Origin of the sequence: Variovorax jilinensis, from assembly GCF_030316885.1 — a bacterium.
GTDB classification, from domain to species: domain Bacteria; phylum Pseudomonadota; class Gammaproteobacteria; order Burkholderiales; family Burkholderiaceae_C; genus Variovorax; species Variovorax jilinensis.
Map to the genome: position 1 here is coordinate 64,859 of NZ_JASZYQ010000005.1, position 12,448 is coordinate 77,306.

Below are 12,448 nucleotides of genomic sequence, written 5' to 3' on the forward strand. Positions count from 1 at the left end.
CCGATCGGGACCCCCCTTGGTGCCGCGGGCCCTAGGGCTTGAGGACCAGGGTGATCAGCGCGCTGGCGTTGGTCACGGCCTTGACGCCGTGCATGGCGTTCGCGGTGAGGAACAGCAGTTCGCCCGCCCCCAGCCGCACCGGGCCTTCATCGAGAACCAGCTCCAGGCTGCCTTCGAGGCACTGGATGGTGAGCTCGCCGGCCACCTTGTGCGGAGGCATCGACTTCCCCGCCTGCAAGACAAGTCGCATGACCTCGAGGTCGACCGACTTGAACAGCGCCGAGGTCTTGCCGTCGGCCAGCCGATGTCCCAGGGGGCGCACGTCGAAAGCGTGGCCGGGGGACGCGTGGGGAATTGCCATGGGAGCGCCTCGCTGTCGTGGATGTTCAGTGTCAGCCTTCGCCGCCGGCTTGGCAACGCGTGCCCTGCTCGGTCGAACGGCCTATTGCGGCGTCCCGGTGCGCTTTCCAGAATCGGGGATCACCTTCGGGAGGCCCCATGAAAGCTGCTGCGTACCTGGCCCTTTGCCTTTGCGTGCCTCTGTCGGCCCACGCGCAGACGGCCAATCCCTGGGACGGCAAGTGGCAGGTCGCCTTCAAGACCGAACGCGGCACCGATCGGGACGGCACGGTCACCGTGGCGGGCAGCGCCGGCACCTGGGACCTGAACGTGGCCCAGCGCAACGACCCTTGTGCGGGCCGCGCCTATCCGATCGAGGTGCAGCGCGCCACGGCAGAGGAACTGGTCTTCAAGGTGGCGCGTTCCACCGCGCTGGCGGGATGCCAGGACAACACGATGCGCCTCAAGCCCACCGATGCCAACACGCTCGAAGGCACCTTCATGACGCGGCCGTTCAAGATGACGAAGGTCAACTAGGGGCAGGCTCCGCGAATCTCGCCGGGTGGCCGGCAAATGCCGCCACCTTTGTTACTCCCGGCGGGCGTCCGTCGGTGCCAGACTGGCTTCCACGGCCAGCCGTTGGTTGCCGGCCACCAGCCCAGGAGATGACACCATGAGCACATCGAGCACATCGAACGCGGATGGCACGGACAAGGGCGCTGGCGCTGCCATGCGAACCCCGCCGATCGTGTCGGCGCAGGCTTGGCAGGCCGCGCGCGAGCAGTTGCTTGTGAAGGAGAAGGCCCAGACCCGCGCCCGCGACGCACTGGCCGCCGAGCGACGGCGCATGCCCTGGATGGCGGTCGAGAAGCGCTACGCCTTCGACGGGCCGGCCGGGAGGGCCAGCCTGCTCGATCTCTTCGAAGGCCGGCATCAGTTGATCGTCTACCGCGCCTTCTTCGAGCCGGGTGTGTTCGGCTGGCCCGAGCACGCCTGCCGCGGCTGCTCGATGGTGGCCGACCAGGTCGCGCATGTCGCGCATCTCAACGCGCGCGACACCACGCTCGTGTTCGTCTCGCGCGCGCCGCAGGCCGACATCGCGCGGCTCCAGGCGCGCATGGGCTGGGACATTCCGTGGTTCACGCTGGTCGACGGCTTCGATGCCGATTTCGGCGTGCACGAGTGGCATGGCACGAACGTCTTCTATCGCGATGACGCCGATCGAGTCTTCCGCACCTACTTTCTCGACAACCGGGGCGACGAACAGATGGGCAACACCTGGAACTACCTCGACATCACGCCGCTGGGCCGGCAGGAGGTCTGGGAAGACTCGCCCGAGGGCTACCCGCAGACACCGACCTACAAGTGGTGGAACTGGCACGACAACTACGGGGCGGAAGCGACGCCCGACAGGAGATGGGTCGAGGTGTCGGACGTCGGCGAGGCGGCGTTCCGCAACGAGCAGGCCGGTCGCTAAGGCAGTTTCACGCCGGCCAGTGCCGCGGCCGCACGCACCTGCTGCGGCCAGTTGATGTTGCCCGGATGCTGCCCGCTGGCCATTCCCATCAGGTGCGCCGCCTGCGTGCCCACGTTGCGGAAGCCGCGCAAGACGCCGGCCGGGATCGCGATCGTGTCCCAGGCCTCGAGCCGCACGCTTCGCTCGCCGGCCGGGCCCCAGAAGACTTCCCACTGGCCCGACAGCGCCACGAAGACTTCCTGCGTCAGGTGGTTGTGCAGCGGCGCCGAGCGACCGGGCTCGCAGTACACGATGTTGAGGTGAAAGCCTTCGGCCGCGAGCGGCGCCGCCGGCGGCGTGCCCAGCACGCGGTAGGTGGTGCGCTCGCAGCCCGGAATGCCGGCATCGACGTAGTCGTCGGTGGGGCGCAGCGAACGGAAGCGCGCCACGCGCGCCTCCATCTCGTCGACCGTGGGGTTGGCATCGGTGATCGGTGCGGTTGCCGTCGCCGTTGCTTCCGATGTCGCTGGCGCCTCCCCCTGGCGCAGCGCCCCGATCATCTCCGCGACGATCGAGGCCGCGATCTCGGCCGGCCCGAGCGCTCCGATGTGCAGGCCGGCAGGGCCGTGGATGCGCGCCGTGCGCTCCGCCGGAAGGCCCCGTTCGGCCAGCCGCGAGAGACGCGCCGCGTGGGTCCGCCTGCTGCCGAGCGCGCCGATGTAGAAGGCGCCGCTGCCGAGCGCCTCGATCAGCGCGGGATCGTCGATCTCGGCCGCATGCGAAAGACACACGACCGCGCTGCGCTCGTCGAGCCGGGCAGCGCGCAACGCCCGCGCGGGGTCATCGACGACCGGCGTCGCATCGGGCAGGCTCATGGCCTGCATGCGCTCGCTGCGCGGATCGATGACAGTCACGGCGAAGCCGGGCAGCCGCGCTGCATCCAGCAGCGCCTGCGCGAGCCGCACGGCGCCCACCACGAACAGCCTCAAGGGTGCGTTGAAGACCTGGAACAGGACTTCCTCGTCCGCCACGGTCGCGATGCCCGTGTCGTCGGCGCGGGCCCGGCGGCGCGCCTCGGCGGCCCAGGCATGCGCGACGGAGGTGCTCCCGGCCGGGAGCAGCACGCGCTGCCCGTCCGCAAGCCGGGTGCACAGCACCACGCTGCGGCGGTCCTCGATGGCGGCGAGCGCCTCGCGCAGGGTGTCGGCGCTTCCTGCAGCGGGCGGCGCGATGCCTTCGAGTCGCAGCACCATCGCACCGCCGCAGGCGAGCCCGGCGGCCGATGCGGTGTCGTCGTCGATCGCGATCTGCAGGGTGTCGGCCTCGCCACGCGCCATCGCGGCCAGCGCCGCCTGCGCGATGCGGGCATCGATCGACGCATCGAAGAGCGTGCCGCAGCGCCGGCCGTCCGCGTGCACCGCCATCTGGCTGCCCGCCCGCATCGGCGCCATCGGCCAGACGCTCACCACCGTGGCCAGGGCAACCGCGGTGCGGGCATCCTGTGGCTGCCAGGCGAGCGCCTGCTGCAGGATCGCGCTCGGCGCGAGGGCCGCGGAGTCGGGTCGTGCTTGCGTCATGCGGGTTCCCGTGGACGAGAGGGTGGCCTAGACTCTACGCCGATGACCAAGCAATGCACCCACACCGGATCCATCCGCGCCGTAGTGCCCAGCGCCAAGGGCTGCGAGGAGTGCCTCAAGACCGGCAGCCGCTGGGTGCACCTCCGGCTGTGCCGGACCTGCGGCCACGTGGGCTGCTGCGACGATTCGCCCCACCGCCACGCGACCGCGCATTTCCATGCCACCTCGCACCCGGTCATCGAAGGCTACGACCCGCCCGAGGGCTGGGGCTGGTGCTACGTCGACAAGGTCATGCTGGACCTCGGCGACGACACCACGCCGCAGGTCGGTCCCATTCCGCGCTACGTCTGAGCGCGCTCCCGGAGGAAACGGCGGCGGCTCCTAGAGCACCGGCACCGCGCGCCCGATGTACTGGATCGGACCGGTCGGCCGGTCGATCGGGGAGCCCGCCGCGGGCTCGAGCGTGAGTTCGAACAGCTGGTTCGCCTCGAGCGGCGGCAACCGGTCGAGCGGCACGCGCAGCGTCTGTCCGGGCGTGACCAGCCCCAGCGAACGCGGTCCCTGCCAGCCATCGGCCTTGGTCCAGAACTGCAGCGCCTTGTCGGCTGGCACCGTGATGCGGCCGAGCGGGATCAGGCTCAGCTCGCGCGCGCCGCCGGTCTGGATCACCCAGCCGGGAGCCTTGTCCTGCGGCGCCACCAGCACCACCATGAAGGTCGGCCCCGCCGCATCGGGCAGGCGCGTGACCAGCACCGCCGCGAGCAGCGCGGCCGCCGCGAACCCGGCGCCTGCCAGCCCGCGCCAGAGCGCCAGGCTGTGCCACCAGCCAGGCCGGGTCGCGCCCGAAACGGCTGACGGCGCTACAGCGGCTGCGGTGCGTGGTGCCAGGCTCGCATCGATGCGCTCCCAGAGCCCGGCCGAGGGCTCCACGGGCTCGGCAAGCGCCACCAGCGGATGCAGGCGCTCTTCCCAGGCCTGCACCGCGGCGCGCAGCGCCGGCTCGCTCGTCATGCGCGCCTCGACCTCGCGCCGCGACGCGGACGGGAGCGTGCCCAGCACGTACTCGCCCGCCAGCGCCTGGAGGTCGTCGTCGTCCATGGGTGGGGTAGGCGCGTTCATGTCATGCATTCGCGCAACGAGCGCATGCTGCGCTGGATCCACGACTTGACGGTGCCCAGGGGCTTGCGCATGCGGGCCGCGATCTCGGCATGCGAGCAGCCGTCCAGGTAGGCGAGCACGATGCATTCGCGCCGCTCGGCCTCGAGCTGGTCGAGGCAGCGGTCGAGCCGGCCCATGTCGGCCTGCAGCTGCACCGGCTCGATCGTGGCCGCATGACGGGCCAGGGCCAGGTCGTCTTCCAGCGCCGCATGGGACTCCTCGTCGACCGATAGCTCGCGCGCATGGTCGCGCACCCAGTTGAGCGCCGCATGGCGCACCACGCTGTAGATCCAGCCCCGTGCCGCGCCGCGCGTGGCGTCGAAGGAACGCGCCCGCTGCCAGATGCTCACGAAGGCGTCGTGCAGCACGTCCTCGGCCGACTGGCGCTGGCGCACGATGCGCAACGCGACGCCGAGCAGGTAGCGGCTCTCGTGCCGATAGATGCTCGCCAACGCCTCGCGCTCGCCGCGTGCGCAGGCGCGCAGCGCGGCTTCATGGTCGAAAGGCTCGTCGGAGTCGGGCAAGAAGGGGCTCGGGGGCGGGCGGTGGAGCGGGAATGGTAGTCCACCGCGCCTCGCCCCCCGAAACCGTCAGGCCGCTTTCCAGAAGATGTAGTCGGCCTGGTAGCGCACGGTCTCCTGCCGGCCCTTGGTCGCCGGTGTGCAGGCGCTGGTGGGCGCGACGCCGCCGCGCAGCGCCACGCGCTGGATGTACGTGACGCCGTTCATCGCGCCGCTGCCCATCGCCGGGTTGGCCTTGACGAGCTGGTAGGGCAGGCTGGTCGGGCTGGAAGGCGCGACCGCCACCTGCGTCGCCGTGAGCTTGGAGCCGTCGTTGGCTTCCCAGGTCGCGGGCGGGCCGTAGTACTTGCCGACCGCCTTGCCGCTGCGGTCGTTGAGCACCGCCTTGGGGCCGACGAACACCCATTCGACCTCGCCCGACATGCTGGCCTTGTCGCGGCATTCGTAGGTGATCTCGCCGACGCCGACGGTTTCCATGGCCACCCTGTGGCCGGCCGGCACCTGGACCGGCGGCGGCAGTGCAGCCTGCGAGAAGGGCATACCGCCACCGGTCATCGGCGTCGAGCCGCAGGCGGAAAGCAGGGCGGTCGCTGCGAGCAGAGAGGCGAGGGTGACGCCACGGCGTGGAATGGATCGATGCATGGAAGGCTCCTTGGAGGGTTGGGACACTGGCAGCGGCTTGCTGCTGCAGGTACTACCCGCCAGGGCGCCGTTCGGATGCAGCCGGCGCAAAAAGATTTCGGCGTTGCATCGAACCGACAGGCGCGTCCCGGGGCGCTTTGGAACTTCCCCATAATCACCTGACATGAATTCCAGCGTCCCGACCCCCGAACAGCTCGCCCACATCGACGACGACGAGCTCGTGCGCCTGGCCGTGAGCTGGCGCGCGCAGGCCGGGCGCGGCGACCGGGAAGCCTTCGGGGTCGCCCATGCGCTCGAAGTCGAATGCCGGCGTCGCCTGCGCACCAGCCAGCTGCAGCAGCTGCCGCCCGAGGCGCCGGCGCCGGCCCGGCCCTGGTGGAAGTTCTGGGGCGCCAAGGGCAGCCCTGTACAGGGCTGACAGCGCCGACTTGGGCGGCGCGCGCTCAGCGCCCGCGCACCATCGACATCACCTGCCCCACGTCGAGCGTGCGGGCCTTTTCCTGCATCGCGGGCAGGTAGCGCGTCTGCAGCCCCTGGCCTTCCCGCACGACGCCGGCGTAGGCGTCCTTGAGCATCTGCGTCGTGAGCTGGCGTCCGCCCGCGTAGTAGCGCTTGGCGACGTGGCCGAGCGCGTAGGTGGTCGCGAAGCTCATGCCGGAGCTGACGGCCTGCTTGCCCAGCCCGCCCAGCAGCCCGCCGCCGACCTTGCCGAGCAGCCCGCCCAGCAGCTTGCGGCCCGCCTGCTCGAGGTATTGCGAGGTCAGGCCGACGCCCACGGTGGCGATGAAATCCTTGACGTGGCCGCTGTCGAGCTCGAAGCCATAGGACTTCCCGATGCGATAGACCAGCTTCATCTGCAGCGGAATGATCGCCATGGTCGACAGCGTCTCGGGCAGCAGCTCGAGCGCGCCGTTGAGGATCGAGGCGTTGAGGATGGCCTGGTCGAGCTCGGCCGTGTCGGGCGTGGCGGCTGCGGCGCCGGCTGTGGCTGCCGCTGCCGTCGCCGTCGCCGTCGCCGTCGTGGCCGTCGTCGCGGCCGTCGTGGCAGGCAGGGTCGTGCCGCCGGCTGCCGCCGGGCCCGCCGCAGCGCCCGCGGCGAGCGGTGCCGAAGCCATCGCCTGCGCCTGTTCGCTGAAGCGCTCGGCCGCTGCGGCATCCAGCCCGAGCGCATCGCGCAGCTCGGTCAGGAAGCCGCGCTCCAACTGGGACTGCGCGCCGTCGGCATCGCATACGCAGACGGCCATTTCGTAGGCCAGCTGCCTCGTGTCGCGGCTCTGCAGCTGCGCCGCGACCTCGCCCATCGAGGCGCGCTTCATGAGCACGTCCTGGTAGAGCGTCGGCAGGTGCAGGCCGGAGGCTTCGGAGAAGCCCTCGGCGATGCGGCGGATCTCCTCGCGTTCGCGTTCGTGCTTGTCGCCGTCGACGAACGCTGCCATCAGGCTCAGCGTGACGACGGCGCGCGATTCCGTTGCATCCATGGCGCTCATTCCTCGCGGCCACCGCCGATGCCGAGCAGCAGCAGCAGCGACTGGAACACGTTGTACAGGCTCAGGTAGACGCCGAGCGTGGCCGTGATGTAGTTGGTCTCGTGGCCGTCCTTCACGCGCTTGAGGTCGTGCAGGATGAAGGCCGAGAAGATGCCGATCGCGAGCACCGCGAGCGTGATCGTCAGCGCGCTGGACTGGATGAAGAAGTTGGCGATGCCGGCCACCAGCAGCAGGATGGCGCCGATGAAGAGCCACTTGCCCATGGCCGAGAGGTCGCGCTTGATCACCGACGACAGGCTGGCCATGCCGAGGAACACGGCGCCGGTGCCTGCGAAGGCAGTCATCACGAGGCTGGCGCCGTTCTGCATGCCCAGCACCACGCCGAGCATGCGTGACAGCATCAGGCCCATGAAGAAGGTGAAGCCCAGCAGCACCGGCACGCCGGCGGCCGAGTTCTTGGTCTTCTCGATCGCGAACATGAAGCCGAAGGCGCCGGCCAGGAAGACCACCATCGAAATGCCCGGGGAAAGCAGGGTGGCGATGCCGCTGGCCATGCCGATCCAGGCGCCGAGCACGGTCGGCACCATCGACAGGGCGAGCAGCCAGTAGGTATTGCGCAGCACCTGGTTGCGCTGCGCGGCGACCGGCGAGCCGGCGTACGGGGAGCCCAGGACCTGGGTGTTGTCGTTCATGAGGAATCCTTCTTGGAAAAGCGCACGAAACGCGCGCGTGGAAGCTACTGTAGGTGGCGATAGCCTTCGAGAAAAGTCGAATTTTCGACATCATCATTTCGCGTTTTCCGTAGGATGGCGTCCGCATGAACTTCAAGCACCTGCATTACTTCTGGGCCGCGGCCAAGGCCGGCGGCATCGTGCGGGCCAGCGAGCAGCTGCACATCACGCCGCAGACGCTTTCGGGCCAGATCAAGCTGCTCGAGGAAAACCTGGGCTGCGCGCTGTTCCAGAAGCGCGGCCGCGGACTCGAACTCACGCCGGAGGGCCGCACGGCGCTCACGTACGCCGACCAGATCTTCGCGCTCGGCTCCGAACTGGAGGCCGCGCTCGGCAGCCGGGGCGAGGGCGCGCGCGCCCTCGACTTCCGGGTCGGGATCGCGGACGCGGTGCCGAAGTCGATCGCCTACCGGCTGATCGAGCCCGCCCTCGCGATCGACGAGCCGGTGCGCCTGATCTGCCACGAGGGCAACTTCCGCGACCTGCTGGGCCAGCTCTCGGTGCAGCGAATCGATCTCGTGATCGCCGACGAGGCGATGGGCAGGCAGATGGGCGTCAAGGCCTTCAACCACACGCTGGGCACCACCGCGATGAGCTTCTTCGCCACGCCGGCGCTGAGAAGCAGCCTGAAGGGCGATTTCCCGCAGTGCCTGGACCGCGCCCCGATGCTGATCCAGGGCGCCAGTTCGGCCGCGCGGCAGCGGCTCGACCTCTGGCTGGCCGAGCACCGGCTGCGGCCGCGGGCCATCGGCGAATTCGACGACGCCGCCCTGCTCAAGGCCTTCGGCGGCGAAGGCCGCGGCGTCTTCATGACGCCCACGGTGCTCGAGGACGAGACCTGCGCCCAGTACGGCGTCGAGGTCATCGGCCGCGCCGCCGAGCTGATCGAGGAGTTCTTCGCGATCTCGGTCGAACGCCGCATCACGCACCCGTGCGTGGTCGCGATCACGCGCGCCGCGCGGGGGCGCTTCCATGGCGCGCGGGCCGTTTCCGGATAATCGCGCGGCCCACGAGGAGACCATGAAGACCACCGCCCCCGCCACGTCCCAGGTTCCGCAACCGCCGCTCAAGCCCCTGCTCGGCAACCTCGGCGAGCTCGATTCGAAGGCCCCGATCCAGAGCATGATGCGGCTGGCCGGCGTGTACGGGCCGATCTTCAAGCTCACGCTGCTGGGGCGCGATGCCTACGTGGTCAGCTCGCAGGAACTCGTCGACGAGCTGTGCGACGAGAGCCGGTTCAACAAACGCGTGCACGGGCCGCTGCAGCAGATCCGGGCCTTCGCAGGCGACGGCCTCTTCACGGCCTACAACAGCGAGCCCAACTGGGCCAAGGCGCACCGGCTGCTGATGCCGGCCTTCGGCCCGCTCGGCGTGCGCTCGATGTTCGATCGCATGGTCGACATCGCGCACCAGATGTTCGTGAAGTGGGAGCGCTTCGGCGGCTCGGCGGTGATCGACGTGGCGGACAACATGACGCGGCTCACGCTCGACACGATCGCGCTGTGCGCCTTCGACTACCGCTTCAACAGCTTCTATCAGAACGAGATGCATCCCTTCGTCGCCGCGATGGTCGATGCGCTCGACGAGGCCGGCCAGCGCGGCCGGCGGCCCGCGATGGTGTCGAACCTGATGGTCGGCACGCGGCGCCGCTACGAGGCCGACCAGGAGTTGCTCGCGCGCGTGGCCGAACAGCTGATCGCGGAGCGCCGCAGCGACCCGCAGGGTGCGGCCAAGGAAGACCTGCTCAACGTGATGCTCAACGGCGTCGACCCGGTCACGGGCGAGAAGCTGTCGGACGAGAACATCCGCTTCCAGATGGTCACCTTCCTGATCGCGGGCCACGAGACCACCAGCGGGCTGCTGTCCTTCGCCTGCTACCTGCTGCTCAAGAATCCCGAGGCCATGCTCAAGGCGCGCGCGGTGGTCGACGAGGTGCTCGGCGACGAGATGCCGCGTGTCGAGCACCTGGCCCGCCTGCGCTACATCGAGCAGATCCTCATGGAGTCGCTGCGCCTGTGGCCGACCGCGCCGATCTTCGGCGTCAAGCCGATCGCCGACACGCTGCTCGCGGGCCGCTATCCGCTCACCCCGAAGGACACTTTGCTGGTGCTGCAGCCGACGCTGCACCGCGACCCGGCCGTGTGGGGCGACGACGCCGAGGACTTCCGTCCCGAACGCTTCGAGCCCGACACGGCCGAGAAGCTGCCGCCCAATGCCTGGAAGCCCTTCGGCAACGGCGCGCGGGCCTGCATCGGGCGGCCTTTCGCGATGCAGGAGGCGCAGCTCGTGATCGCGATGATGCTGCAGCGCTTCGACATCGTGCTCGACGATCCTTCCTACCAGCTCGAGATCGCCGAGACCCTGACCCTCAAGCCGCACGGCCTGAAGATCCGCGCGCGTGCCCGCGGCACCGGCGGCTTCGCATTGCGCAGTGCGATCCCCGGCGTGCCGCAGCGGCTGGTCAAGGAGGCGGCCGGCGAGGTCGCGCTGCCGGCCGATGCGCCGTCGCTGCTGGTGCTCTACGGCAGCAACACCGGCTCGTGCGAGATGTTCGCGCGGCGCATCGCGGCCGATGCGCCGCGCCAGGGCTATGCCGCCACGGTGGCCGCGCTCGACGACCACGCAGGCGCGCTGGCGGCTGGCACGCCGGCGGTCGTGGTCACCGCCTCCTACGAAGGGCAGGCGCCCGACAATGCGAAGAAGTTCCTTTCGTGGATCGAGCAGTGCCCGGCCGGCACGCTCGAGGGCGTGCGCTTCGCGGTCATGGGCTGCGGCAACCGCCAATGGGCGCGTACCTACCAGGCCGTGCCCAAGCGCGTGGACGCCGCGATGGCTGCGGCCGGCGCCACGCGGCTGCGGCCGCGCGGCGAGACCGATGCCGGCGGCGACTTCTTCGGCGCCTTCGACGAATGGCAGCACGGCCTCTGGGACGACCTCGGCGCCGCGCTCGGGCGTGCGGTGGTCGACCGCGCCACGCCGCCCAGCCTCGATGTCGAGGTGCTGCAGTCGGCGCGAGAGCGTGCACTGGCGCTGGGTGAACTCGAGGCCGCCACGGTGGTCGAGAACCGCGAGCTGGTGGACATGGGCGCGCCGGGGGCGCGATCCAAGCGTCACCTGCAGCTCGCGCTGCCGGCCGGCATGCGCTACCGGAGCGGCGACTATCTCGCGGTGCTGCCGCGCAATCCGCAGGCCAGCGTGGCGCGCGCTCTGACGCGCTTCGGCCTCGCTCGCGATGCCCAGATCGTCATCCGCAAGCAGGGCGGCAGCACTTCGGCACTGCCGGGCGACTACCCGATCGCCGCGGCCGAGGTGCTGGCCGGCTATGTCGAGCTGGCCCAGCCCGCCACGCGCGCCCAGGTCGGCCAGCTCGCGGCTGCGACGCCGTGCCCGCCCGAGCGCCGGGCGCTCGAGCGCCTCGCTGGCGAAGAGGCCTACGCGGCCGAGGTCCTGGAGCTTCGCATCAGCGTGCTCGACCTGCTGGAGCGCACGCCGTCCTGCGCCCTCGGCCTGGCGCAGTTCCTCGCCATGCTGCCGACCCTGCGCGCGCGCCAGTATTCGATCTCGTCCTCGCCGCTGGCCGACGAGGACCAGGCCAGCCTGACCTTCGCGGTGGTCGATGCGCCCGCGCTGTCGGGACAGGGCCGTTTCGAGGGCGTCGCCTCGAGCTACCTGGCGCGGCTTGGCGCCGGCGACCGGCTGTCGGTGGCGGTGCGCCCGTCGCAGGCGGGCTTCCGGCCGCCGGCCGACCCGAAGACGCCGATCGTGATGGTCTGTGCGGGCACCGGGCTGGCGCCGTTCCGCGGCTTCCTGCAGGAACGGGCCTGCCAGAAGGCGGCCGGGCGCGAGGTCGGCCGCGCGCTGCTGTTCTTCGGCATCGACGACCCCGCGGTCGACTACCTCTACCGCGAGCAGCTGTCGGCCTGGCAGGCCGAGGGCGTGGTCGAACTGCGTCCGGCCTTCTCGTCACGGCCCGAGGGCGAGGTGGTGTTCGTGCAGCACCGCGTCTGGCAGGACCGGGCCGATATCGGAGTGCTGTTCCGCGAGGGCGCGCAGTTCTACGTGTGCGGCGATGGCAGGCATATGGCGCCTGCGGTGCGCGAGACCTTCATCCACATCTACCAGCAGGCGACCGGCGACGACGATGCCGCCGCCCAGGCCTGGGCGGATCGCATGGAACATGCGCACGGCCGCTACGTGTCGGACGTGTTCGCGTGAAGGACGTGAAGGACGGGAGGGTGGCTCAGAGCGCGCCGGGGACCGTGCGCACGTCCCAGGCGCCGCCGAAGCCGCTGGGCGCGGCGCGCTCGCGCGCGGGCTGAAGATTGGCGAGCACCTGCTGGCCGGCTTCCTGCGCTGCCTTGTAGGAGGGCAACGGTCCTTGAGCCGACTCGATCACCTGGCAGGGCCCCAGCCGCAGCCATCCGCCGGGACGGACGATCAGCCAGTAAAAGTGGCCGGCGATGGGTTCTTCGATGACGAGGCTCAGGTCAGGCTTCATGGACAGCGGTTCGATCTTCTTGTGCTGGTTCCCATTGGA

Annotated in this window: 14 protein-coding genes; 6 read left to right on the forward strand and 8 right to left on the reverse strand. The window is 70.3% G+C overall.

Going from position 1 to position 12,448, the window contains the following annotated elements:
• Nucleotides 1-31: 31 nt before the first annotated feature.
• Nucleotides 32-361 carry a cupin domain-containing protein gene (locus QTH87_RS18540; protein WP_286611326.1) on the reverse strand — a complete coding sequence of 110 codons (330 nt, stop codon included), beginning with the start codon at nt 359-361 and terminating at the stop codon, nt 32-34.
• A gap of 137 nt (nt 362-498) precedes the next feature.
• Here QTH87_RS18540 and QTH87_RS18545 point away from each other — a divergent pair, with 137 nt between their 5' ends.
• Both QTH87_RS18545 and QTH87_RS18550 read left to right on the forward strand, forming a co-directional pair.
• Nucleotides 499-876, forward strand: coding sequence for a hypothetical protein (locus QTH87_RS18545; RefSeq protein WP_286611328.1), 378 nt, complete (start codon nt 499-501; stop codon nt 874-876).
• A gap of 136 nt (nt 877-1,012) precedes the next feature.
• The gene (locus QTH87_RS18550; RefSeq protein WP_444812812.1) at nt 1,013-1,816 is read left to right on the forward strand and encodes a DUF899 domain-containing protein; all 804 of its coding nucleotides are present in this window, start codon (nt 1,013-1,015) and stop codon (nt 1,814-1,816) included.
• On the opposite strand, the gene QTH87_RS18555 is transcribed toward QTH87_RS18550, so the two are convergent.
• Nucleotides 1,813-3,372, reverse strand: coding sequence for an XdhC family protein (locus tag QTH87_RS18555; RefSeq protein WP_286611329.1), 1,560 nt, complete (start codon nt 3,370-3,372; stop codon nt 1,813-1,815). The two genes, QTH87_RS18550 and QTH87_RS18555, sit on opposite strands and share 4 nt — an antisense overlap.
• 42 nt (nt 3,373-3,414) lie before the next feature.
• Between QTH87_RS18555 and QTH87_RS18560 the strand changes: the two genes are divergently transcribed.
• Nucleotides 3,415-3,723, forward strand: coding sequence for a UBP-type zinc finger domain-containing protein (locus QTH87_RS18560; protein WP_286611330.1), 309 nt, complete (start codon nt 3,415-3,417; stop codon nt 3,721-3,723).
• Between the two features lie 30 nt (nt 3,724-3,753).
• Here the strand turns inward: QTH87_RS18560 and QTH87_RS18565 are convergent, their stop codons facing one another.
• The 3 genes from QTH87_RS18565 to QTH87_RS18575 form a co-directional block, all read right to left on the reverse strand.
• Nucleotides 3,754-4,491, reverse strand: a complete 738-nt coding sequence (locus tag QTH87_RS18565; protein WP_286611332.1) for an anti-sigma factor — start codon at nt 4,489-4,491, stop codon at nt 3,754-3,756.
• A complete protein-coding gene (locus QTH87_RS18570; RefSeq protein ID WP_286611334.1) occupies nt 4,488-5,054 on the reverse strand; it encodes a sigma-70 family RNA polymerase sigma factor in 567 nt (188 codons plus the stop codon). The genes QTH87_RS18565 and QTH87_RS18570 overlap by 4 nt, the downstream gene beginning before the upstream one ends.
• A gap of 66 nt (nt 5,055-5,120) precedes the next feature.
• Entirely contained in the window at nt 5,121-5,693 is a 573-nt protein-coding gene (locus QTH87_RS18575; RefSeq protein WP_286611336.1) for a DUF3455 domain-containing protein, read from the reverse strand.
• 163 nt (nt 5,694-5,856) lie between these two features.
• On the opposite strand from QTH87_RS18575, the gene QTH87_RS18580 reads away from it, so the two are divergent.
• Nucleotides 5,857-6,111 (forward strand): hypothetical protein, encoded by a 255-nt coding sequence (locus QTH87_RS18580; protein ID WP_286611338.1) that lies wholly within the window; start codon nt 5,857-5,859, stop codon nt 6,109-6,111.
• A 25-nt stretch (nt 6,112-6,136) separates the two neighbouring features.
• On the opposite strand, the gene QTH87_RS18585 is transcribed toward QTH87_RS18580, so the two are convergent.
• Nucleotides 6,137-7,171 carry a DUF533 domain-containing protein gene (locus QTH87_RS18585; RefSeq protein ID WP_286611341.1) on the reverse strand — a complete coding sequence of 345 codons (1,035 nt, stop codon included), beginning with the start codon at nt 7,169-7,171 and terminating at the stop codon, nt 6,137-6,139.
• A 5-nt stretch (nt 7,172-7,176) separates the two neighbouring features.
• Complete coding sequence (locus tag QTH87_RS18590; protein ID WP_286611342.1) at nt 7,177-7,872, reverse strand: Bax inhibitor-1 family protein; 696 nt, start codon at nt 7,870-7,872, stop codon at nt 7,177-7,179.
• A 125-nt stretch (nt 7,873-7,997) separates the two neighbouring features.
• Here QTH87_RS18590 and nhaR point away from each other — a divergent pair, with 125 nt between their 5' ends.
• Nucleotides 7,998-8,909, forward strand: a complete 912-nt coding sequence (gene nhaR, locus QTH87_RS18595; protein WP_286611344.1) for a transcriptional activator NhaR — start codon at nt 7,998-8,000, stop codon at nt 8,907-8,909.
• A 22-nt stretch (nt 8,910-8,931) separates the two neighbouring features.
• Complete coding sequence (locus QTH87_RS18600; RefSeq protein ID WP_286611346.1) at nt 8,932-12,126, forward strand: bifunctional cytochrome P450/NADPH--P450 reductase; 3,195 nt, start codon at nt 8,932-8,934, stop codon at nt 12,124-12,126.
• Nucleotides 12,127-12,151: 25 nt separating this feature from the next.
• Here the strand turns inward: QTH87_RS18600 and QTH87_RS18605 are convergent, their stop codons facing one another.
• Nucleotides 12,152-12,409, reverse strand: a complete 258-nt coding sequence (locus QTH87_RS18605) for a hypothetical protein (RefSeq protein ID WP_286611348.1) — start codon at nt 12,407-12,409, stop codon at nt 12,152-12,154.
• Nucleotides 12,410-12,448: the final 39 nt, after the last annotated feature.